The sequence below is a fragment of the Coprococcus sp. OM06-34AC genome, from assembly GCF_003462545.1.
GTDB lineage: Bacteria > Bacillota > Clostridia > Lachnospirales > Lachnospiraceae > Coprococcus > Coprococcus aceti.
Genome location: NZ_QTZF01000003.1, coordinates 234,389 through 258,294 on the forward strand (window position 1 = coordinate 234,389; position 23,906 = coordinate 258,294).

Here is a 23,906-nt window from a genome sequence, read left to right on the forward strand (position 1 = left end):
AGTCATATATGAGCAGTATGAGGCGAGTGGTAAAAAAACTTGACAGATATGTGAGTGCAGCTGATGTTTTTGAAATATATGAGGATGAGACAGGAATAGCATTTCTTGACTCATCCCTTGTGAATAATCTGGGACACTATTCGATCATCGGGAGATGCCCGTATCTCAGGCTTGTTAAGAATGGGGATACATTTGAGGTTAATGGAGATTCTGAAAAGGATATAACATTTGAAGAATATATGAGACAGTATCTTGTACAGCATATGGATAAGAGTTCGGAGGATTTGCCGATCGTATCAGGAGCGATAGGGTATGTATCCTACGATTATGGAATGGACAGGATGGGGATTGGCTCCATCAATGAAGACCTTGTGTCTGTTCCAGAGGCAGTCATGATCTTCTATGACTGTTTCGTTGTTGAAGATTGTCTAAAAAAAGAGACATATCTTGTGGCAAATGGGATGACAGGTGATGCACAGTCAAATATTGATGTAATGGAGAATGATATAGAGAAGTATTGCGGCAGGGATGATCGGGAAAATGGCAATATAATTGACAGGACGAGTGAAGATGTACAAAAGAGGAAGAAGTATAACTTGAATGTGTACGAAGAATGCAGCAGGGAAGAGTATGAGCACTCTATAAGAAGACTGAAGGATTATATAATCGAGGGTGATGTATATGTTGCAAATATGACAAGGCATATGGTTATCGACAGTGATAAAAAGCCTCTGGACGTGTTCCATGACCTGAGAGTCAGCAATCCGTCGCCATTTGGTGGATATCTTGATCTGGGAGATTATCAGATAGTGAGCGCATCTCCTGAACGGTTCATGCAGATAAAGGATCGCCATGTGTATACCCGGCCGATAAAGGGGACGAGGAGACGAGGAGAGACTGTCAGGGAGGATGAGGCGCTCAGGAGGGAGCTTGAGAAATCACAGAAGGAAAAGAGCGAACTTCTGATGATTGTAGATCTTGAGAGAAATGACCTGAACCGTGTGTGCAGACCGGGAAGCGTAAAAGTGACTGAACTGTTTTCGATAGAAGAATATGCGACTGTTTTTCATCAGGTGGCAAATGTAGAAGGCGTGCTGCAGGATGGAGAAGATGTGATGTCTCTTCTTACTGCGGCGTTCCCGGGTGGTTCTGTTACAGGGGCGCCGAAACGCAGGGCTATGGAGATCACAGATGAACTTGAATGCGGAAAGAGAAATATTTACACCGGATCTATTGGTTATATTACATTGGATGGAAAATGCGATTTTAATATAGTGATAAGAACTGTATTGTACAGAAATGGCAGGTATTATCTTGGCGTTGGAGGCGGTATTACTGTCGATTCAGATCCTGGTGCAGAGTATGAAGAGACATGGGATAAGGCAAAAGCAATACTCAGTGCATTGCAGTAGCATTTGAAAATGATGAAAATGGGAGAAATGTAAAATGAATGTAAAAATGGATGATTGCTTTCAATTTGGTCTTGGAGCATTTGAAACTATAAGTGTGGTTGACGGCAGGCCGATATTTCTTGACAGGCATCTGAGACGCCTGGAAGATGCTGCAAGATTCCTGGATCTTGGCATGCCAGCAGAACGGGGCATAGACAGGATGACTGTGCTGGAATATCTGAGAAAGTGGATGAGTGAGCATGATTACAGAGATCGATCAGGTCATATGAGGCGATGTGCGTTAAAGATCATGCTGACTCAGGAAAATGTGGTTTTTTCAATGAGAGATAATCCTTACACCCCGGATATATACGAAAGAGGGTTTGCAATGGACATAAGTAATGTTAGAAGAAATGAGACATCGCCGTTCGTATATCATAAAACCATGAATTACGGAGACTGCATTCTTGAAAAAGGGCGGGCTGGCAAAGCTGGAATGGATGAACGGATCTTCCTGAATACAAAGGGACAGATATGCGAGGGTACGGTGAGCAATATATTTTTTGTGAGAGATGGCAGGATATACACACCCGCGATAGACTCAGGTATTCTGCCTGGAACAGTAAGGGAGTATATCTGTGAATCAGAGGCGGTCACACAGACGGTGATATTCCCTGATGAACTGTCATCGTATCAGGAATGCTTTGTGACCAATTCTCTGATGGGGGTCATGCCGGTGAAACTGTTGGGAAATATCAGCTTTGATGAGAGGAACGTCACAGCCATGATAATGAGAAAATATCATAATTTTTCAGCTTTATGCCGGTAAAATGCCTTTTTGTATCATTGTGGTCCGGGCTCAGCCACTTCGCATATGGTAAGAGTGTCACCAGATATGGTAAACCTTATATCGTATCCGCCGTACAGCATTCCATAGCGTCTATTCGGTTCATCCTGATAGCCTGGTCTTGGATCCTGCGCAAGTATCTCTTTCAGGGCCTCGATCTGTGTACTTGAAAATATCGTTTCAAGTTTGGCAGAGATATCGTCAGAGAAACGTACTGACAGCTCTGGAATATCAAGGGAGTCTGTCCAGCCCCCGGTCGCATCCGGATGGCTGTCGGTGTATGGTAGATAAGGCTTGATGTCGTACACCGGTGTTCCGTCCAGTATATCGGCTCCTGACACCACAAGTCCGTGTACACAGCCGTTTTCTTCATTATATATAATGTCCAAAAGTCTCACCGATGACAGACCGATGTTGTTCGGCCTGAATGGTGATCTGGTGGCAAAAACCCCCATCCGCTGGTTACCACCCAGCTTTGGGGGTTTTACTGTTGCGGTAAAACCATTCTTGTGAGCCCTGGAGAAGTCCCACAGCAGCCATATGTGGGAGAATCCGTCAAGTCCTCTGAAAGCCTCTGCCTGATTGTACGGTGGAAGCACCTCTATAAAAGCGGCGGCGCAGTCTGTCAGACCGCTCTGCCTTGGAATCCCGAACTTCTCTTTGTAGTCACATCTCACATATCCTATTACTTCTAAACTGGTATTTATCATGTGTTTTTATCCCACTTTCTGGTTGTAATTTATAAGTCATGACAGATTATTTGCTGTACATTCAGCATGCATTGATTAACGCCGACTTTACATTCAATTTACATTGCGTTGGTTATGTATTTTACTTGTGCCATTTATCATAGTGCAAAGAAAAGAACGAAAGGCGCGCGAGTTCTTTTCCGGGAAATAAGCAAAGAATGATATGTCCCAATAATACAATATTTGCAAAGACCGGTTCAAGAGATAACCGGCACATGTAACAATTTTCGTAGAAAATTGTTATGCAGCATCAGCCATCGCCGATAGGCGATTTTGCATGGCTGATGTTCCAGAACACATGTAATAAGTTTTCGTAGAAAACTTGTTATGCAGCATCAGCCATACCATAACGCGATTTTGCATGGCTGATATTCCAAGAAAGAATATGGACAAAGTAAGGAGAAGAAGAAAATGGTTAAATTAAAGAAAGTATTGGCAGTAACACTTGGAGCAGCACTTATGGTAGGAAGTCTTGCAGGCTGTGGAAATAATTCATCAAAGAGCGCAGATGGCGGATTCGATGCAGCACAGGATATATCAGTAGTATCAAGAGAGGAAGGCTCAGGAACAAGAGGAGCATTCGTAGAGCTCACAGGAGTTGAGGAGAAGGATGCAGATGGCAATAAGGTCGACAACACAACAACAAATGCCATCACATGCAACAGCACAGAGGTCGTACTCACAACAGTAGCAGGAGATGATTATGCAATCGGTTACATATCTCTCGGAGCACTCAACGATACAGTAAAGGCACTCAAGATCGGTGGAGTTGAGGCAAGTGAGGACAACATCAACAACGGTTCATACACCCTCTCAAGACCTTTCAATATCGTTACTAAGGATGGTATCAGTGATGTTGCACAGGATTTCATCAACTACATCATGAGCGAGGATGGACAGAAGATCATCTCAGCAAATAAGTACATCGAGGTTGCGAACAGCGGAGCATTTACTTCAACAAATCCAAAGGGCAAGATTGTTGTTGCAGGTTCATCGTCAGTAACACCTGTTATGGAAAAGCTTATCGAGGCATACAAGGCGATCAATACAAATGCTGACATCGAGCTTCAGGAGAGCGATTCAACAACAGGTATCACATCAACATCAGATGGAACATGCGATATAGGTATGGCATCACGTGAGCTTAAGGACACAGAGACAGCACTTGGTCTCAAGGCAACTGTAATAGCTATGGACGGAATCGCAGTTATAGTAAATAACAACAACCCTGCTGAGGACTACACAGTAGATCAGGTCAAGGACATATTCACAGGTTCAGCAGCAAAGTGGGAGGACGTAAAGTAATCAGCTTATGCATAAACTTAAAGAAACAATTATGCATGTAGTATTCCTGATAGCGGCACTGGTATCTATCGCGGCGGTAGCGCTCATATGTGTGTTCCTGTTTGTGAATGGAATACCGGCCATTAAAGAGATAGGCTTCGGGGATTTCACCCTTGGTGAGATCTGGAAGCCTACAAATGGATACTACGGCATTCTTCCTTTCATATTAGGAAGCATATATGTAACAGCCGGAGCACTGATAATAGGAGTTCCGATAGGACTTCTTACAGCGATATATCTGGCAAAGTTTTGTCCCGACAGATTATATAAAGTTATAAAGCCATTTATCAATCTGATGGCTGGAATACCTTCGGTAGTATATGGATTCTTTGGAATGTGTGTGCTTGTACCGATGGTGAGAAGCATATTTGGAGTAAATGGTAACACGATGCTCACAGCTTCGGTACTTCTCGGTATGATGATCCTTCCAACGATTATCAGTGTATCCGAGACTTCCATCAGAGCGGTGCCTGACAAGTATTATCAGGGAGCCCTGGCACTTGGAGCAACACATGAGCGAAGCGTGTTCAAGACTGTTGTCCCTGCAGCAAAGTCAGGAGTTATGGCAGCGATTATCCTTGGTGTTGGCCGTGCAGTTGGAGAGACTATGGCGGTCATCATGGTCGCTGGAAATCAGGTCCATATGCCTGACGGAATACTGAGAGGTGTCAGAACACTCACCACAAATATAGTAATGGAGATGGGATATGCGACGGACCTGCACAGACAGGCTCTGATAGCGACGGGCGTTGTACTGTTCGTATTCATACTCATTATCAACCTCCTGTTCTCCATCATAAAGAGAAAGACGGTGGCATAGATGACAGAGAGAGTAGAAGGAACAAAGATAGTTGTCGCATGTGGCGATGACAGAACAAAAAATACAATAATCAGCACAAAAAAGACGGCACCTGAGGACGATCCTTCATCCATAGTTGATGTGGACAGCATAGAGGCTATAAACAAGAGCACATGGTCTGAGAAATGGGCTGAGTACAGAAAGAAACCGGGATCATTCATAATGTTTATCTTTGTACATCTGGCGACACTCATAACTGTGCTCTCCATAGGATTTCTGTTGGTGTATGTACTGGTAAAGGGAATCCCAAATCTTAATGCGGACATATTCAGCTGGGAATATACATCGGACAACTGTTCGCTGGTACCGGCACTTATAAATACGGTTTACATGACGCTGCTGTCCCTCCTGATAGCAGGTCCGATAGGAATATTTGCAGCGATATATCTTGTCGAATATGCAAAGACTGGCAATAAGCTGGTGGGGGTAGTGAGGATCACAGCGGAGACACTTACAGGAATACCTTCGATCGTATACGGACTATTTGGAATGCTGTTTTTCACAAATGCGTGTGGACTTAGATTATCACTCATATCAGGTGCGTTAACCCTGGCGATAATGGTTCTTCCGGTCATAATGAGAACCACAGAGGAGGCACTTATGGCAGTGCCTAAGTCTTATAGAGAAGGAAGTTTTGGACTGGGAGCCGGAAAGCTCAGAACAGTATTCAAAGTAGTGCTTCCAAGTGCCGTTCCTGGAATACTGTCAGGAATCATACTTGCGACAGGACGTATCGTGGGCGAAACGGCAGCACTCATATACACAGCAGGATCGGTTGCAAAGATGGCGACAAAGCTTACCGATTCAACAAGAACTCTGGCGGTTCATATGTATCTTCTGTCAAAAGAAGGACTTCACACGGATCAGGGTTATGCAACAGCGGTAGTGCTTCTTGTACTTGTAGTGCTTATCAACTTTGCGTCAGATAAGATTGCAGGCAGGGTTGCAGCAGATAAAGCAAATTAAGTGATGTGTCAAGTTTTATATGAAAACTTGGCATGTAGCGCCAGCCATTTGCCGAAGGCAAATTTTGCATGGCTGGTGTTCAAAAAGAATGGAGAAAAATAGATGAATAATAACGTTAAGTTCAGCGTTAAAAATCTGAACCTCTATTATGGAAAGTTCCATGCCCTTAAGGGTATTGATATGGATATTCCGTCAAATGAGGTTACAGCATTTATCGGACCGTCAGGTTGTGGTAAGTCAACATTCCTTAAGTCGCTCAACAGAATGAATGATTTGGTAGAGGGATGCAAGATAACAGGTGATGTGAGGCTTGATGGAGAGGATATATACAGCGGAATGGATATTAACCTTTTGAGAAAGAGAGTTGGAATGGTATTCCAGCAGCCAAATCCATTTCCGATGAGCGTGTATGACAATATAGCATATGGCCCAAGAACCCATGGAATAAGAAATCATGCAAAGCTTGATGAGATAGTTGAGAGATCCCTCAGACAGGCGGCAATATGGGATGAGCTTAAGGACAGACTGAAGAAATCAGCCTTGGGTCTTTCGGGTGGTCAGCAGCAGAGACTCTGTATAGCCAGAGCACTTGCAGTGGAGCCTGAGGTACTTCTCATGGATGAGCCTACATCTGCCCTTGATCCTATATCGACATCCAAGATAGAGGATCTGGTACTTGAACTGAAGGACAATTACACAATTATCATGGTTACGCATAACATGCAGCAGGCAACCAGAGTTGCGGACAACACAGCGTTCTTCCTTCTCGGAGAGGTCGTTGAGTACGCAGAGACAGAAAAGATGTTCAGCAAGCCGGCTGACAAGCGTACAGAGGATTACATCACCGGTAGATTTGGTTAGGAGGGACACGATGAGAGACAAATATGAGATGCAGCTTAGAAAGCTTCACGCAGAGATGATAGAGATGGGAACTATGATCGAGCAGGCGATCGAGACAGCGATCAAGGCTCTCGTGGCCCAGGACACAGAGCTCGCAAAGAAGGCAATCGAGGCGGATGACGCCATCGATCATCAGGAGAGAGAGATTGAGAATCTGTGCCTCAAGCTGTTCCTTACCCAGCAGCCGGTTGCCGGGGATATGAGAAATATATCCGCAGCACTCAAGATGATAACGGATATGGAGAGGATCGGAGATCACGCCTCAGATATATCAGAACTCACACTGTGCATGGCTGGCACACCATATATAAAGAAGCTTGAGCACATACAGCAGATGGCAAAAGAGACGATCGTCATGCTGGTATCAAGTATAGAGGCATATGTCAACGCAGATGAGAAAAAGGCAAAGAGTGTAATAGAGCATGACGATGTCGTCGATGATCTTTTTGACAAGGTCAAGAATGAACTCATCACAATGATACATGAGAATCCGGATGATGGAGAGCAGGCTTGTGACCTTCTTATGGTTGCCAAGTATCTTGAGAGGATTGGCGATCACGCAACGAATATATCAGAGTGGGTCCTCTTCTCGATAACAGGAGAACATGTAGACTGATGATTGAGTCATGGACGAAAAGAGGTGATTTCTATGAAGTGGGTATGTACGAAGATAAATGAACTGTCACACATAACAGGTATAGGCAATATGAAACTTTTCATAACAGTCAGCATGGTAGTGTGCGGACTTGCGGGATGTGCTGCAGCATTGCTGCTCCACATGATCCCTGTGCTTGGAGATGCCTCATTAGCAAAGCTGATGTTCATATGTGGCGGCTACGGCATGTTCCTGGTAGGAATGCTTGGAAGTGCGGTGTATCTGCTCATAAATGAGCCACTGGGAAGCAAATAAACAGATGAAAACAGAAAAAAGGTCTATGTGATACCACAAAACTGTGCCAAATATTTTGCAGGATTTTACATAGATTTTAAATTTACACAGATTTTACATACACATATCTCACATTTTACATATCCCTTTTACAATAGACTCTGATAAAACAGACGCTGTAAAAGGGATATTGTGTATACAAGTCCTTATACAGAAGTAATTGGAAATGTAATAAGGAGACAAAAGATATGGATATTTTCAATGTGTTATCCCTTCTGGGCGGACTTGCAATGTTCCTGTATGGAATGAACGTGATGGGAGATGGCCTTGCCAAGACGGCTGGCGGTAAGCTGGAGAAGATACTGGAAAAGCTCACATCCACACCTATAAAGGGTGTTCTGCTGGGCGCCGCGGTGACAGGAGTGATCCAGTCGTCATCTGCGACCACGGTTATGGTGGTTGGACTTGTAAACTCTGGAATCATGAAGCTGAGACAGGCGGTGGGTATCATCATGGGTGCTAATATAGGAACAACAGTAACATCATGGATACTCAGCCTTACAGGAATACAGAGTGACAATATATTTATTAATATGTTGAAACCCTCATCCTTTTCACCTATACTCGCAGTAATAGGAATAATATTCCTCATGTTCACCAAGTCTGAGAAGAAGCACGATATAGGTGGAATCCTTCTTGGATTTACAGTGCTCATGTTTGGCATGGAGATGATGAGCGGTGCGGTTGCTCCGCTTAAGGATGTACCGGAATTTACGAATATACTCACCATGTTCTCCAATCCATTCCTTGGAATGCTTGTGGGAATGTTGATAACAGCCATCATACAGAGCTCTTCGGCGTCTGTAGGTATACTCCAGGCGCTGTGTGCAACCGGGGCTGTGTCATTTGGGACGGCGATCCCAATCATCATGGGTCAGAACATAGGAACCTGTGTAACGGCACTGATATCATGTATAGGAACCAAGAAGAATGCCAAGAGAGCTGCGTTTGTGCATCTGTACTTCAACATCATAGGAACAGTCGTGTTCATGGTGGTGTTCTACACGGTCAATTCATTTGTACACTTCCAGTTCCTGAATGATTCAGCGAATGCAGCTGGTATAGCTGTTGTACACAGTGTGTTCAACGTTGCAGCGACACTTCTTCTGCTTCCGTTCTCAGGCGGACTTGAGAAGCTTGCAACGCTCACTGTCAGAGATAAGGATGAGGTGGAGAAAAATACTCCTGCAGAGCTGGAGATGCTCAAGCGTCTGGATGCCAGATTCCTTGAGAAACCAGCATTTGCTGTTGGACACTGTATAGAGGTCGTAAAATACATGGCTCAGCTTTCAAAGAACAGTGTTGATATGGCACTGTCACTGGTTGATAATTATGATGAAGCGGTCAGGGATAAGGTTGAGGATCTTGAGGGTATCATAGATACCTATGAGGATGAGGTCGGTTCTTACATGGTAAAGCTCAGCAGCAAGGAGCTCTCCCATGAGGACAGCCAGAAGGTGTCGATCGGACTCCATGTTATAGGCGATCTTGAGAGAATGTCGGATCACGCCATAACCATAGCGGATATATGCAGGAAGATGAATGAGGCGGGCGCGTCTTTCTCAGAAAAGGCAAAGTCAGAGCTTGGTGTATACAAGGATGCAGTTCAGAACATAGTCAGCATGACTGTGGAGGCTTACGACAAAGAAGACCTTCAGGAGGCATCCCATGTGGAGCCGCTTGAGGAAGCCATCAATGAACTCAACAGTGCGGTTAAGAAACAGCATATCAAGAGACTTCAGAAGGGCAAATGTACCATTGAGCTCGGAATATCACTGGAGAATCTTATAAACAACTATGAGAGAGTTGCAGATCACTGTTCCAACGTGGCGGTGGCAATGCTCCAGTTGAAATCAGACAACTTTGATACACATGAATATCTGGACAACATGAAGAAGGATTCAAACATAGATTTCCAGAGCATGTACACATATTACAGAGAGATGTACAAGCTGAAGTGATATCTGGCGTGCATTAATATAAAAGATAATGATAAAAATAAAATGCAATATGCATATAAATGAAAGTGGTGTTGCATATGGAAAGGAGACAAAATGGCAGTACATATTTATATTGTAGAAGACGATAAGAATATAAGAGAGATCGAGATGTTTGCTTTGAAGAATAGCGGATATGCGGTGGAGGAGTTTGAGAATGCGAAATCATTCTTTTCAAGAACTGTGGAGAAGGTCCCTGATCTGGTGCTCCTGGATATCATGCTCCCGGACATGGATGGTCTTGAGATTGTGAAGAAGCTCAGGAGCAGACCTGATACTGTCAGAGTTCCGATCATCCTTGTGACAGCCAAGACTACAGAGCTTGACAAGGTCAAGGGATTGGATATAGGGGCGGATGATTACCTCACCAAGCCATTTGGTGTGATGGAGCTCATATCCAGAGTTAAGGCGCTGCTCAGAAGAAGCAGAGCGCTGCAGGATGACAAGCAGCTGGTACTCGGGGATATAACCCTTGATTCAGAGAGACGCGAGGTGCATGTGGGCGGCGAGCTGTGTGAGCTTACCTTCAAGGAGTTTGAACTCTTAAAGCTTCTCATGGTGAATGCAGGAATAGTCCTTCACAGAGACACGATCATGTCAGATGTGTGGGGAACGGATTACGAGGGCGAATCCAGGACCCTTGATATGCATATCAAGACACTTAGACAGAAGCTTGGCGAAGCAGGTAATATGATAAAGACAGTCAGAAATGTAGGATATAAGATGGAGTAGCATATGGGTAAGAGAGACGATAAAAGGCTGAAAAAGGTTATCAATCTGGAGTTTATCATCTTTTCACTGGTGGCCATAGCGGTGACCATGGTCCTGTCGACGTTTATATTCTATGAGGTGTACAAGGCGGAGATCATAAGGGACCTGAAGGGGTATGCTGAGGTGCTTAAGAATACCGGAGATTTCGACGCGGATGACCCCGGTGTGTATGCAAGCGTGGATACCAATGACCTCAGATTGACGCTTATAGCGCCTGACGGCAGTGTTCTGTATGACAATCAGGCCGATGAGATTTCCATGCAGAACCATCTTGACAGACCAGAGATAGCAGAGGCATTTGAAAATGGTGACGGACATGTTATAAGAAAGTCGGCAACCCTCAATAAGAGCACATATTACTATGCGATACTGCTCAAGTCTGGAAGGGTACTGAGAATAGCGAGGGAGACCAACAATGTAATCAGTATGTTCCTTGCGGCTGTGCCGGTCATGCTGGTGGTGATGGCGATTCTTGTCTGTGTCACCATCATAGTGACACACTATCTGACCAGAAACATATTGAAACCAATAGAGCAGATGGCGAACAGTCTGGATGACGATACCCACATAGTTGCGTACAAGGAGATGCGCCCATTCATAGATATGATACAGAAGCAGCATGCGGATATAGTGAAGAGCTCACAGATGAGACAGGAGTTCACGGCAAATGTATCACATGAGCTCAAGACGCCACTCACATCTATATCGGGGTATTCGGAGCTCATCGAGACCGGTATGGCTACCGAGGCGGATGTGCATCATTTTGCAACTGAGATCCACAAGAACTCCAACAGACTTCTCACCCTCATCAATGATATAATCAGACTGTCAGAGCTGGATGTATCCGAGGATGCGCCACTGATGGAGAAGATCGATCTGGCGGTCATAGCCAGAACAGCCACGGATATGCTGGCGATAAACGCAGAGAAGAACAGTGTGACACTCAGCTATGATGGCAGTCACGGATATATATATGCGAACAAGATGATGATGGAGGAGCTTGTGTACAACCTCACAGACAATGCCATCAGATATAACAATAAGAATGGAAGTGTGGATGTATCTGTAAAGACAGTAGACGGCAAGGTTATACTCAGGGTGAAGGATACGGGAATAGGAATCCCGAAGGAGCATCAGGAGAGAATATTTGAACGATTCTACAGAGTGGATAAGAGCAGATCTAAGTCAACAGGTGGCACAGGACTTGGCCTTGCTATAGTAAAGCATATAGTTGCCCGCAACAATGCACAGCTTGATATGGACAGTGAACCAGGTAAGGGAACTGACATAAAGGTTACATTTGACGCATACAGGGAAGATGAACAATGATGCAGTCGAAATCAATGAATTTTGATGGGGAATGCTGTAAAAGAACAGAATAGATGCTACAATAAAAAGGAGCCTGGTGGAAGTGTTTTAGCCAGACTCCTTAAGTATATTGATATTCACACACACCGACATTAAGTTCGAAAATATGTGAAATCTTCTGAATTTAATAATATAATACAGCATGTTACGGAAAAAATCAAGTGGTAATTATGCATAACATACAATGCGATTTATACATAATTCACAAAACATGCAGTTGAAAGGCAGATAATTTTGGCGGATCGGAAGGAAACAAATTCTTGATTATTGAATTTTATAGTATTACTATATGGTCTTGAATAAGGAGAGTGATAGTATGTCAGCAAACGAATATTTAAGGGCTCAGAAGCTTGGTGAGAAGAGATATCAGGCAGCCGTAGCAAAAAATGAATATCCATATCTTCCGGTTTTGGATGAGATAATATCACCATCCGACACTGTGGGTGAGGTGAATCTTGGTCTCCAGACCATATCGCTTGACCGCGTGGTTGGAACCGCTACCGCTGCAAGGACGACGGCGTTTGCTAGTAATTTTATGCCTATATTGGATTATCATACTGAATTTGGAATGAAATGGGCCGCATTGTGTGAGTCCCACATAGAGGAAGGTATACATGACCCGATAAAGGTATATGAGTATATGAACAAATTCTATGTAGTAGAAGGAAATAAGAGAGTGAGTGTGCTCAAATACTTTGGTGCGGACTCAGTTCCTGCCATGGTTACAAGAAAGATACCTAGAAGGACAGACTCACTTGAGAATAAGATATATTTTGAATTTATAGATTTCCACAAGCAGACGGGGATCAACTATGTATATTTCTCACAGCTCGGTGGATATGATAAGCTCAGGGAGTTCATAGGGATCACTAAGGATGCGGTTTTCACAGAGGATGAGAGACTGGATTTCAACTCGGCACATCTCGCATTTGAGAAGGCTTATCTTGCTAAGAAGGGCAATGAGGAGCTCACTATAACAGTGGACGATGCCATGCTTGTATTCCTCAATGTGTATGGCTATGAAGCTCTTAAGAACATGACTACATCCCAGGTGAAGGACAGTGTTGACAAGGTATGGAATGAGATAGTCCTCACAAATGAGAAGAAGGATAAGACGGTTCTTCCAAAGCTCGATCCTGTGGAGCCTAAGAAGTCTATACTCGACAGGGTTATAAAGCCATCAGGCCCTTCGAACCTGAAGGTGGCATTTGTGTATGATAAGTCGCCAGCCAACTCGGTCTGGACATACAGCCATGAACTGGGTAGAATGGACATGGAGAATAAACTCGGAGATTCTGTCGACAGCAGAACCTTCTGTAATGTGGATACACCTGCCAAGCTGACAGAGTGCCTTGGAAGACTTGTGGATGAGAAGTATGATGTGATATTTACGACAGGGCCTGAGATGCTTCCTGAGGCTCTTAAGACTGCAGTGCTCCACCCGGAGATAAAGATACTTAACTGTTCCCTCAGCCTTGCGAACAGCCATGTGCGTACCTATTATGCAAGAATGTACGAGGTGAAGTTCCTCACCGGTATGATAGCGGGAAGCCTGTGTGCTGACGGACAGATAGGATATGTAGCTGATTATCCGATATTCGGAACAACAGCGAACATCAATGCATTTGCCATCGGAGCAAGGATGGTCAACCCTAGGGCAAAGATATATCTGCAGTGGACGAAGGTTAAGAATGCTGATCCACAGAAGTTCTTCGAGAGAAATGGAATAACATATATATCCGATAGAGACATGATCATGCCGGATGATGCGTCACGAAACTTCGGACTTTATCACTATGATCAGAATGGAGAGGTCGTCAACCTTGCCATGCCTTTCTACAACTGGGGTGCATTCTATGAGAGAATCCTTAGATCCATACTGGAGGGCAACTGGAAGCAGGAGGAGAGGAACGAGACCAGCAATGCGATAAGCTACTGGTGGGGTATGTCAGCGGGAATAGTTGACGTCATATGCTCAAAGCACCTTCCGGCCGGAACACAGAAGCTCATATCGGTTATGACAAACCTCATAAGAGAGGGCGCTATCACACCGTTCAGTGGAAAGCTTACATCCCAGAACGGAATAGTGAGAAATGAAGATGACGGAGCGATGCTCCATGAAGATATACTCAAGATGGATTGGCTTGCTGAGAATGTAGTGGGCATGCTCCCTACAGAGGACGATCTTGTCGATGAGGCAAAGACGGTAGTTGCACTTCAGGGTATAGACACACCGGAGAGTCTGGAGCTCAAGTCGGTTCCGGAAGTGAAATAAGATAAATCTCCTACGGAGAAGGTATACTGTAGTACAGGGGAATAGATACGTGAAGATTTTGTTGTTGGCGGATGAAGAATCCAAGTATTTGTGGGATTATTTTGATAAGAGTAAGGTCGAGGGAATAGACCTGATAATATCCTGTGGCGATTTATCGCCACAGTATTTGTCGTTCCTTGCGACATTCAGTCATGCGCCCGTTCTCTATGTCCATGGCAATCACGACGTGTGCTACAAGGATACACCGCCGGGGGGCTGCGAGTGCATAGACGACAAGCTTTATGTGTATAAGGGTGTCAGAATTCTGGGACTTGGCGGTTCGATGGAATACAAGTTTGGTGGTGCGGATCATCAGTATTCCGAGCGTGCGATGGCCAGAAGAGTACGGAAACTCAGGTTTAAGATCATGAGGAACAAGGGCTTTGACATACTTGTTGCCCATTCGCCTGCATACAGGATAAATGATTCCGAGGATCTCCCACATACAGGTTTTAAGTGTTTCAGAACGCTTATGGAGGAGTACAGACCTAAGTATTTTGTCCATGGCCATGTGCATATAAATTATGGAAGAGATTTTGTCCGCGAATCAAAATACGAGGACACGACGATCATAAATGCCTATGAGAGATATATTATTGAAATTTAGGCAGAAATATTTTGAAATTAAATAATTTTTGCGAAAAGACAGGAATAAATCAAATTTATTGCTGTCTTTCTTGCGAAAATGGAGTTTTTTTGATAAACTGTGGTGAGTTGATATAGTTTATTGATAAGATCCGGAGAAGCTCCGGGATGATGAACAGGGATTGGATAAAGGAAGGAGACATGAGGTTTGGAAAGAAACAGCGAGGAATATAACAGAATACTGGATGAGCTTACAGGTTATTGTACAGAATCTGGCAAGATAGACCAGAACCTCTATGTCAATTATGATGTCAAGAGAGGCCTCAGAGATTCCACAGGAAAAGGTGTACTCACGGGACTCACAGAGATATCTGATGTCATAGGATATGATGTAATAGATGGAGAGAGAGTGCCGACTGATGGTCGTCTGTATTATCAGGGGTACAATGTTGAGGATCTCGAGAGAGGTTTTCACGGAAGTAAATTCGGATTTGAGGAGACTATGTATCTTCTGTTGTTTGGAAAGCTTCCAAATGAGCAGCAGTTTAAGAGATTTGTTGAGATGATGGAGTGCTACAGGGAGCTTCCTAGAAAGTTTACAAGAGATGTTATCCTCAAAGCACCAAGCAAGAATATGATGAACGTTCTGCAGAGATGTGTTCTCACACTCTATTCATATGATGATAATCCGGATGATATAAGCATAGAGAATGTTCTCAGACAGTGTATGGAATTGATAGCACAGTTCCCTGTGATTGCCGCATATGGTTATCAGGGCTACAAGCACTATTTCCACGACATGAGTCTTGTAATACACAATCCGAAGCCGGGGCTTTCCACTGCGGAGAATTTCCTGAGGCTTATCAGATCGGATAAGAAATATACAGAGCTTGAGGCGCAGGTGCTTGACATATGTCTGGTTATACACGCTGAGCATGGTGGTGGTAATAACTCCACATTTACAACTCATGTAGTATCGTCGACAGGAACAGACACATATTCTGCAGTTGCAAGTTCACTTGGATCGCTGAAGGGACCTAAGCATGGTGGTGCGAACCTCAAGGTTCAGCAGATGTTTGATGACCTCAAGAGCCATGTCAAGAACTGGGATGATGAGGCTGCACTGGAGAAATATCTCACAGGACTTATTGACAAGAAGGGCTTTGACCATTCAGGCCTTATATATGGAATGGGTCATGCGGTATACACCAACTCAGATCCTAGAGCTAGGATACTCAAGGGATATGCAGAGAGACTTGCCCAGGAGAAGGGCAGGACAAAGGAATTTGAGCTGTACAAGAAGGTTGAGGAGATATCAGGAAGACTGCTTGCGGCCAGAAGACGCAGCGGCAAGCCTATATCGGCAAATGTAGACTTCTACAGTGGATTTGTATATACGATGCTCGGTATCCCTATCGAGCTGTTTACTCCTATATTTGCCATCGCACGTATTGCAGGATGGTCAGCGCATAGAATAGAGGAGCTTGTCAATGCTGGCAAGATCATCAGACCTGCATACAAGTATGTGGGAACACACAGAGAGTATCTGCCGATGGAAGACAGATAAAGTTATGTACGGCAGATTAAGATAAAGCCGGAGAATACAATAGACATGCATACAGCGCTTCAATCTTCAATAGACAAGGTTGGGGCGCTTAGTGCATTTGATGACAAGGAGATGACCTGGAACATGAAAGATAAGAATAAGAACGCAAAGACTGAGGAAAAGACAAATGTCATGCGCATACTTGACAGCAAGAAGATAAAGTACAACCATTATTGTTATGTGGAGACGGGCGAGACGAATGGAGAGAAGGTTGCTGCCATACTTGGACAGGATCCTGCGTATGTGTATAAGACCCTGGTGACCGTTGCGAAGTCCGGCGCAAATTACGTGTTTGTAATTCCTGTCAAGGAGGAACTTGATCTCAAGAAAGCTGCGAAGGCTGTGGGAGAGAAGTCGATAGATATGCTCAAGGCAAAGGAACTCCTCCCTCTTACCGGATATATACATGGCGGCTGCTCACCTATCGGTATGAAAAAGTTTTTCAGGACCACGATAGATGCAAGTGCTGAAAATCTTGATAAGATGTATGTGAGTGCGGGTAAGGTTGGGTATCAGATAGAGATAGCCCCTGCGGATCTGGAGAAGGTCATACGTCTGGAGTATGTGGATGTGACGGTGTAAAGGACTAAATTACGTGACAAAAAAGCTGAAATTAAGAAGCTGAAAAATTAAAAAAAGCAGGAATATGAGCCCCTATAACGAAGTTTGCTGGGTTTCATATTCCTGCTTTTAGTTTATCTGCAAAATGTATCTGCCTCAACCGATCCGTTGTTATCTCTGCCATCTTCCGGCGGCACCGCAAGGAAGAACAAGACCTGTCTCTGTGACAGGAAGTCCGATCTCATCTGCCACAACATGTCCGCCAAATCTGCTCTTTACCTCTGTGGATATCATATATGTGAGCACCGCAGGCGCGAGACCTGTTGTATATGAATTTACAAGGAAGAAAAGCGGCTTGTCACAGAGAAGCTGGCTGCAGAGCTTGATGAAAGGATGGATCTTCTCTTCGATCTTCCATATCTCACCCTTTGGTCCTCTGCCGTATGAAGGAGGATCCATGATGATCGCGTCATATTTGTTGCCTCGTCTGATCTCTCTTTCGACAAATTTCACACAGTCGTCAACTATCCATCTGATCGGTGCGTCGGCGAGTCCTGATGATGCTGCGTTTTCCTTTGCCCAGGTAACCATTCCCTTGGATGCATCAACATGGGTGACTGCAGCTCCGGCTTTGGCGGCTGCACATGTTGCGCCCCCTGTGTATGCGAACAGGTTCAACACCTTAATATCCTTTTTAGGTGAGTTATTTATCAGTTCGCTGAACCAGTCCCAGTTGGCAGCCTGCTCAGGGAATAGACCAGTGTGCTTGAAGCTGAATGGCTTCAGATTGAAAGTCAGATCCCTGTAATTTATCGTCCACTGCTTAGGCAGGCTGAAAAACTCCCATTCTCCGCCGCCTTTGTTGCTTCTATGATAATGTCCGTTCAGTTTATTCCATGCAGGATTTTTCTTTGGAGTGCTCCACAGAACCTGGGGATCCGGTCTGAGCAGAGTGTATTTGCCCCAACGCTCAAGCTTTTCTCCGTCAGAGCAGTCAATAACTTCATAATCCTTCCATCCATCTGCTATCCACATATATGTAATCCTTCCTTATAAAAATAACTTCAAAAAATATATCCTATAGATTATACTTGTATCAAAGCACTGCGTCAAGGCTGCTGTGTGCATAGATTGATGACAGAGATTAATGACGATACAGATTGTTGGTAATGGAGAAGTTGGAATAATGGCAGATATAAGTATAAAAGAATTAATAGAAGAGATGGTACAGAGTGATCCCCACAAGATTATCCTCAGTGGCGGACGCGGTGAATATAGAAAAGTGGTATTTGAGAGAAAAATCATAGGCGGTAAAAGGTGCTTTCAGATAGAAAGGTATACGGAGAAGCAGGTGTTCCACCAGAATATAGATGAGGACGAGCTTGGAGAAGCACTGGCCGGAGATCTGCAGGATGGATTCAGACAGATAAACATGTTCTCGGCCCGGGAGGAGTGGGATGTGAAGATCTCAAAGAAGGGCAAAGTAGCTGTGAATAAGAGGCACACGGAGAATAAACTCATAACTGTTCAGGGGAACAACCGAAGAAAGAAATACATACTTGAAGAGGGAATGGATATCCTGTATTTACCCATCTGGGCATATTTACAAAGGATGGCAAGGTTGTGCACTCCATGTATGACAAGTTTAAGCAGATCAACAGATTTGCGGAGATCGTGGACAATGTCATGAAGAGCTACAACAAACCTTCTATTAATATAGTAGATTTTGGATGCGGCAAATCGTATCTGACATTTATAGTTTACTATTATCTGCATGAGGTTAAGGGGCTTGATGTCCATATAACCGGCCTGGATCTCAAGGAGCAGGTGATAAAAGACTGCAATGCGCTGGCGGAACAGTTTGGATATACTGGACTAAAATTCGAACTTGGGGATATAAATGGGTATAAGACGGATGTGGATGTGGATATGGTCATGACGCTGCATGCGTGTGATGTTGCCACGGACTATGCGCTGTACAATGCCATTTGCTGGAACGCACAGTATATATTGTCCGTGCCTTGCTGCCAGCATGAGCTGAATAAACAGATGCATTCTGATGAACTGGCTGCGCTGACAAGATACGGTATCATCAAGGAGAGGATAGCTGCGCTGGCAACAGATTCCATCCGCGGACATATGCTTGAGGCGTGTGGATATAAGACTGATATAATGGAATTTATAGACATTGCACATTCGCCTAAAAATCTGCTCATAAGAGCTGTGAAGAAAAATGTATCTCCGGACAGGAGAAAGAAGACTCTTAAGGATGCGGAAGCACTTTGTGAGGAGTTTGGATTCAGACAGACTCTGATGGAGATGATTAAGGCGGATGGCAGGATATAATTGGATTAAACCTGTGGTTTGTTGTGTGTGTGATGGTTGTGGAATATTATTAAGGAGGATATCATGAGGGCTGCGCTGTATATAGATTGTGATAGCATAGAGGCAAAGGCTGTGCCTGTTATATATGAGGATATAATCAGAACGGACAAGCTTGTGATCTGCAAGATGTTTAATTCCGACAAAGACGATGACAGTTTTATGGAGAGTGCAGGGAGGTTCAGAATACAGGACTGCATGCACGGAGAGTATAAGGTGTCATCGGCGATGGTTGCGCTGGCCGTGGAGGTTATGGCGGATGCTGTGCTTTCAAAGCCAGAGCGCATATATATAGCAACGGGGGACAGTCTGACAGTACCGCTTCTCGACAAGCTGAGGCTCACGGATATAGAGGTTGTGGTTGCCGGTCCATGTGACGCAGACAAAATCCTTGTGAACAGCGCCCAGAGATATATGTATATAGATGTTCTTGCCGGAGGAAAATGCACTGCTGATATACCGGATATAGGTGATATAGCAAAGGAGATATATTCGGTTTCTTCCTATTATAAAGGACAGGGAAGAGATGCTGTCATGGAACAGGTGTATGAAGGCGTTGTGAGAAGATACCCGGATTTTGATGTCAGAAATTATGGCTATACTCATCTTGATACATTTGTGGAGAATAATGTGAGTGGAGTGAAGGTTTATACCGATGAGAATGGCGTGACAAAGCTGACGTTGGTCGATGACAGGGAGGAGATAGACACATTTGCATATGAGTATATGACGGGCAGGGGATATAAGATAGATGATATGGCAGAGCTGCTCGATGCGATTCGAAGCAGATTCCCTGGGTTTGCGATGGAGAATTATGGTTACCATACAGATTACGGGTTCATCTTAAGCTTTTCGAAGTTTGAGATATGGGAGAACAAGGGGATCAAAATGAAGAGGACATTCAAGCTGAGTGAATCTGGCGAGTGATACCCTGTAAATACCCGTTAAAAAATAATTCAAAAAAACATAAAAAAATTAAAAAAACCTCTTGATTTAAAGAAATCCCTAGTATATAATCAAACGTGCTGTGGCATGATAGCTGAGAAGCGGAGGTTGCTGCGTACATATATGACGCAGGTTTTTCGTGGAGCGAATGTCAATTTACAAAACTGGCGACAAGTCACTGTACAATATAACCGTCTGTCAAGAGGACAGAAACGACGTGATGGTTCTGGGTTTTAACTTAGGACACACACGGGAGAGTGTACAGTCACCGCTTGTTGTACTAAGATTAAGTGCGAAAAGGAGGCGGCTTTTTTTATGGCAAATCAGATTATGAGAATTACACTTAAGGCTTATGACCACAAACTTATCGACAAGGCAGCAGCACAGATTGTTGATACAGTTAAGAAGACTGGCGCAAAGGTAAGCGGACCAGTTCCAATGCCTACTAAGATTGAGAAGATCACAATCTTAAGAGCAGTTCATAAGTACAAGGACTCAAGAGAGCAGTTTGAGCAGAGAACTCATAAGAGACTTATCGATGTTGTAGCACCAACTCAGAAGACAATTGATGCATTACAGAAGATCGATCTGTCCGCTGGCGTGTTCATCGATGTTAAGATGAAATAATCAAAGTCAGACAGCAATTCAAAAGAAACCCAATTAGATGCGGACTAATTTAAAACAAACCGCAGAAACAATTAAATAACAGTACCTAATGCATTTTCGGATGTAATTTAGTATGATTGCAGATGCAATCCGCTGTGAATTAAATTAGGAGGAAACAGAAATGAAGAAGGCTATATTAGCTACAAAAGTCGGAATGACACAGATTTTCGACGAGAACGGTGTATTAACACCAGTTACAGTATTGCAGGCTGGTCCATGTGTTGTAACCCAGATCAAAACAGTTGAGAATGACGGTTACGATGCAATTCAGGTAGGATTCGGCGAGAAGAAGGAAAGAGTAACAACAAAGGACGTATCAGGAAAGAAAGTTATCAGAAATCCACATGGTGCTGGTAAGGCAGAGGTTGGTCATGCTAAGAAGGCAGGAACAACTCCAAAGGCTTTCTATAGAGAGTTCAGACTTGAGAACACTGCTGAGTACGAGCTTGGCGCAGAGATCAAGGCAGACGTATTTGCTGCTGGCGACAAGATTGATGTTACTGCTAAGTCAAAGGGTAAGGGATACGCAGGCGGTCTTAAGAGACACGGCCTTAAGTCAGGTCCTTCAGGACATGGTTCAAAGTATCACAGACATGCAGGTTCAAACGGTTCTGCAACTACTCCAGGTAGAGTATTCAAGGGCAAGAAGATGCCTGGACATATGGGTAGCGTAAGAGTTACAATCCAGAACCTTGAGGTAGTTAAAATAGATGTTGAGAACAATGTAATCTTGGTTAAGGGCGCTGTTCCAGGACCAAAGAAGTCATTGGTTATGATTAAAGATACAGTAAAGTCTGGTAAGTAGGGCTTTGGAAAGGAGAGACAACAATGGCATCAGTTAAGGTTTATGACATTGAAGGCAAAGAAGTTGAGACATTAGAGCTCAATGATGCAGTTTTCGGTGTAGAAATAAATGAGCATATAATGCATAAGGCTGTAGTTGGTCAGTTAGCCAACAACCGTCAGGGAACACAGAGCGCTAAGACACGTTCAGAAGTTTCTGGTGGTGGAAGAAAGCCTTGGAGACAGAAGGGAACTGGTCATGCTAGACAGGGTTCAACAAGATCTCCACAGTGGACAGGCGGTGGAGTTGTATTCGCACCAAAGCCAAGAGATTATTCAGTTAAGATGAATAAGAAAGAGAAGCAGCTTGCTATGAAGTCAGCACTTTCATCAAAGGTTGCTGAGAACAAGCTGGTAGTAGTTGACAAGCTTGATCTTCAGGAGGCTAAGACAAGCGTATTTGCAAAGATCCTTGCAAAGCTTTCAGCTCCTAAGGCTCTTGTAGTAACAAAGGATAAGAACAATAACGTTGTTCTTTCAGCAAACAACATTCCAACAGTTAAGACAACAGTAGCTAATTCACTTAGCGTATACGATATTCTCAAGTATGAGAAGCTTGTTCTTACTAAGGAAGCAGTTGCAGCAATTGAGGAGGTGTACGCATAATGGCAGATATCAAATATTATGACGTTATACTTAAGCCAGTGATCACAGAGAAGAGCATGAATGCTATGGCTGAGAAGAAATATACATTCCTTGTTCATCCAGAAGCAAACAAGTCACAGGTTAAGGAAGCTGTAGAGAAGATGTTCGAGGGAACAAAGGTTGCAAAGGTCAACACAATGAACAATGACGGTAAGGTCAAGAGACGTGGTATGACACTTGGTAACACAGCAAAGTACAAGAAGGCTATCGTTCAGCTTACAGCTGACAGCAAGGACATCGAGATCTTCGAGGGACTTTAAGATATAGCCGTGGGTGGCTGCGCAGTATAGCCGCTCATCACATTAGTTGTATACGCAATCAAAGCGTGAGAATAAATTGAACCGAAAGGAGAACAACAATGGGAATTAAGACATATAACCCATATACACCTTCCAGAAGAAATATGACTGGCCTTGATTTCTCAGAGATCACAAAGACAACTCCAGAGAAGTCACTCGTTGTTTCAACAAGCAAGACAGCTGGTCGTAACAATCAGGGTAAAATAACAGTAAGACATCACGGTGGTGGTGCTAAGAGAAAGTATAGAATAATAGATTTCAAGAGAAATGACAAAGATGGTATTCCAGCAACAGTAGCTGCAATCGAGTATGATCCAAACAGATCAGCAAATATTGCACTTCTGTTCTATGCAGATGGAGAAAAGAGATACATCCTTGCTCCTTTCAAGCTTGCAGTTGGCGATGTGCTGATGAATGGCGCAGAGGCAGAGATCAAGGTTGGTAACTGTCTTCCACTTCAGAATATTCCAGTTGGTACTCAGGTACACAACATCGAGCTTTATCCAGGTAAGGGCGGACAGTTAGTTCGTTCAGCAGGAAACGCTGCACAGCTCATGGCTAAGGAAGGAAAGTATGCAACACTTAGACTTCCATCAGGCGAGATGAGAATGGTTCCGATTATCTGTAGAGCAACAGTTGGACAGGTAGGAAACATCGAGCATGGCCTTGTTAACATTGGTAAAGCCGGTCGTAAGCGTCATATGGGCGTTAGACCAACAGTTCGTGGTTCTGTCATGAACCCTAATGACCATCCACATGGTGGTGGAGAAGGTAGAGCACCTATCGGTCGTCCAGGTCCTTCTACTCCATGGGGCAAGCCAGCAATGGGTCTCAAGACAAGAAAGAAGAACAAGCAGTCTAATAAGTTGATCGTAAGACGTAGAGACGGTAAGAATGTTAAATAGTTAAGGAGGAAGAA

The 23,906-nt window shown here is 43.9% G+C and carries 25 protein-coding genes; 23 read left to right on the plus strand and 2 right to left on the minus strand.

The window, feature by feature from the left end; all coding sequences use genetic code 11:
• The first annotated feature begins 8 nt into the window (after nt 1-8).
• Entirely contained in the window at nt 9-1,412 is a 1,404-nt protein-coding gene (pabB, locus tag DXB91_RS07110) for an aminodeoxychorismate synthase component I (protein WP_118017285.1), read from the plus strand.
• Nucleotides 1,413-1,446: 34 nt separating this feature from the next.
• On the plus strand, nt 1,447-2,220 hold the full coding sequence (locus DXB91_RS07115) for an aminotransferase class IV (RefSeq protein WP_118017287.1): 774 nt from the start codon (nt 1,447-1,449) through the stop codon (nt 2,218-2,220).
• A gap of 14 nt (nt 2,221-2,234) precedes the next feature.
• Here DXB91_RS07115 and tsaA read toward each other — a convergent pair whose 3' ends face one another.
• Complete coding sequence (gene tsaA, locus DXB91_RS07120; protein WP_118017289.1) at nt 2,235-2,948, minus strand: tRNA (N6-threonylcarbamoyladenosine(37)-N6)-methyltransferase TrmO; 714 nt, start codon at nt 2,946-2,948, stop codon at nt 2,235-2,237.
• Between the two features lie 450 nt (nt 2,949-3,398).
• Between tsaA and DXB91_RS07125 the strand changes: the two genes are divergently transcribed.
• From DXB91_RS07125 to ybaK, 13 genes are all read left to right on the plus strand, one after another.
• Nucleotides 3,399-4,292, plus strand: coding sequence for a substrate-binding domain-containing protein (locus DXB91_RS07125; protein WP_118017291.1), 894 nt, complete (start codon nt 3,399-3,401; stop codon nt 4,290-4,292).
• 7 nt (nt 4,293-4,299) lie between these two features.
• A complete protein-coding gene (pstC, locus tag DXB91_RS07130; protein WP_118017293.1) occupies nt 4,300-5,151 on the plus strand; it encodes a phosphate ABC transporter permease subunit PstC in 852 nt (283 codons plus the stop codon).
• Entirely contained in the window at nt 5,152-6,156 is a 1,005-nt protein-coding gene (gene pstA / locus DXB91_RS07135; RefSeq protein WP_243003540.1) for a phosphate ABC transporter permease PstA, read from the plus strand.
• A gap of 102 nt (nt 6,157-6,258) precedes the next feature.
• The gene (pstB, locus tag DXB91_RS07140) at nt 6,259-7,017 is read left to right on the plus strand and encodes a phosphate ABC transporter ATP-binding protein PstB (RefSeq protein ID WP_055223138.1); all 759 of its coding nucleotides are present in this window, start codon (nt 6,259-6,261) and stop codon (nt 7,015-7,017) included.
• 10 nt (nt 7,018-7,027) lie between these two features.
• On the plus strand, nt 7,028-7,672 hold the full coding sequence (gene phoU / locus DXB91_RS07145) for a phosphate signaling complex protein PhoU (protein ID WP_055146528.1): 645 nt from the start codon (nt 7,028-7,030) through the stop codon (nt 7,670-7,672).
• Between the two features lie 33 nt (nt 7,673-7,705).
• Nucleotides 7,706-7,966 carry a hypothetical protein gene (locus DXB91_RS07150; RefSeq protein ID WP_118017295.1) on the plus strand — a complete coding sequence of 87 codons (261 nt, stop codon included), beginning with the start codon at nt 7,706-7,708 and terminating at the stop codon, nt 7,964-7,966.
• Nucleotides 7,967-8,193: 227 nt separating this feature from the next.
• A complete protein-coding gene (locus DXB91_RS07155) occupies nt 8,194-9,966 on the plus strand; it encodes a Na/Pi cotransporter family protein (RefSeq protein WP_055146525.1) in 1,773 nt (590 codons plus the stop codon).
• Nucleotides 9,967-10,059: 93 nt separating this feature from the next.
• Nucleotides 10,060-10,734, plus strand: a complete 675-nt coding sequence (locus DXB91_RS07160) for a response regulator transcription factor (RefSeq protein ID WP_118017297.1) — start codon at nt 10,060-10,062, stop codon at nt 10,732-10,734.
• A 3-nt stretch (nt 10,735-10,737) separates the two neighbouring features.
• Complete coding sequence (locus tag DXB91_RS07165; protein WP_118017299.1) at nt 10,738-12,102, plus strand: sensor histidine kinase; 1,365 nt, start codon at nt 10,738-10,740, stop codon at nt 12,100-12,102.
• A 355-nt stretch (nt 12,103-12,457) separates the two neighbouring features.
• A complete protein-coding gene (locus tag DXB91_RS07170; RefSeq protein WP_118017301.1) occupies nt 12,458-14,416 on the plus strand; it encodes a BMP family ABC transporter substrate-binding protein in 1,959 nt (652 codons plus the stop codon).
• A gap of 49 nt (nt 14,417-14,465) precedes the next feature.
• Complete coding sequence (locus tag DXB91_RS07175; RefSeq protein ID WP_055223143.1) at nt 14,466-15,062, plus strand: metallophosphoesterase family protein; 597 nt, start codon at nt 14,466-14,468, stop codon at nt 15,060-15,062.
• Between the two features lie 186 nt (nt 15,063-15,248).
• On the plus strand, nt 15,249-16,607 hold the full coding sequence (locus tag DXB91_RS07180; RefSeq protein WP_022216639.1) for a citrate/2-methylcitrate synthase: 1,359 nt from the start codon (nt 15,249-15,251) through the stop codon (nt 16,605-16,607).
• A 123-nt stretch (nt 16,608-16,730) separates the two neighbouring features.
• Complete coding sequence (gene ybaK, locus DXB91_RS07185) at nt 16,731-17,228, plus strand: Cys-tRNA(Pro) deacylase (protein WP_118017398.1); 498 nt, start codon at nt 16,731-16,733, stop codon at nt 17,226-17,228.
• Between the two features lie 150 nt (nt 17,229-17,378).
• Here ybaK and DXB91_RS07190 read toward each other — a convergent pair whose 3' ends face one another.
• Nucleotides 17,379-18,242 carry a class I SAM-dependent methyltransferase gene (locus tag DXB91_RS07190; RefSeq protein WP_118017303.1) on the minus strand — a complete coding sequence of 288 codons (864 nt, stop codon included), beginning with the start codon at nt 18,240-18,242 and terminating at the stop codon, nt 17,379-17,381.
• A 151-nt stretch (nt 18,243-18,393) separates the two neighbouring features.
• On the opposite strand from DXB91_RS07190, the gene DXB91_RS14640 reads away from it, so the two are divergent.
• From DXB91_RS14640 to rplB, 8 genes are all read left to right on the plus strand, one after another.
• Complete coding sequence (locus DXB91_RS14640) at nt 18,394-18,897, plus strand: hypothetical protein (protein WP_330416347.1); 504 nt, start codon at nt 18,394-18,396, stop codon at nt 18,895-18,897.
• A complete protein-coding gene (locus DXB91_RS14645) occupies nt 18,840-19,553 on the plus strand; it encodes a class I SAM-dependent methyltransferase (RefSeq protein ID WP_330416348.1) in 714 nt (237 codons plus the stop codon). Before DXB91_RS14640 ends, DXB91_RS14645 begins: the two co-directional genes overlap by 58 nt.
• 63 nt (nt 19,554-19,616) lie before the next feature.
• Nucleotides 19,617-20,516 carry an OST-HTH/LOTUS domain-containing protein gene (locus tag DXB91_RS07200; RefSeq protein ID WP_118017305.1) on the plus strand — a complete coding sequence of 300 codons (900 nt, stop codon included), beginning with the start codon at nt 19,617-19,619 and terminating at the stop codon, nt 20,514-20,516.
• Nucleotides 20,517-20,849: 333 nt separating this feature from the next.
• Nucleotides 20,850-21,161: a 30S ribosomal protein S10 gene (rpsJ, locus tag DXB91_RS07205; protein ID WP_004850108.1), complete on the plus strand. Its 312-nt coding sequence runs from the start codon at nt 20,850-20,852 to the stop codon at nt 21,159-21,161.
• A 160-nt stretch (nt 21,162-21,321) separates the two neighbouring features.
• Entirely contained in the window at nt 21,322-22,005 is a 684-nt protein-coding gene (rplC, locus tag DXB91_RS07210; protein ID WP_015533789.1) for a 50S ribosomal protein L3, read from the plus strand.
• Between the two features lie 23 nt (nt 22,006-22,028).
• Nucleotides 22,029-22,649 (plus strand): 50S ribosomal protein L4, encoded by a 621-nt coding sequence (rplD, locus tag DXB91_RS07215; protein ID WP_015533790.1) that lies wholly within the window; start codon nt 22,029-22,031, stop codon nt 22,647-22,649.
• Complete coding sequence (gene rplW / locus DXB91_RS07220) at nt 22,649-22,948, plus strand: 50S ribosomal protein L23 (RefSeq protein ID WP_004850114.1); 300 nt, start codon at nt 22,649-22,651, stop codon at nt 22,946-22,948. Before rplD ends, rplW begins: the two co-directional genes overlap by 1 nt.
• Nucleotides 22,949-23,046: 98 nt before the next feature.
• A complete protein-coding gene (rplB, locus tag DXB91_RS07225; RefSeq protein WP_022216644.1) occupies nt 23,047-23,892 on the plus strand; it encodes a 50S ribosomal protein L2 in 846 nt (281 codons plus the stop codon).
• Nucleotides 23,893-23,906 lie beyond the last annotated feature (14 nt).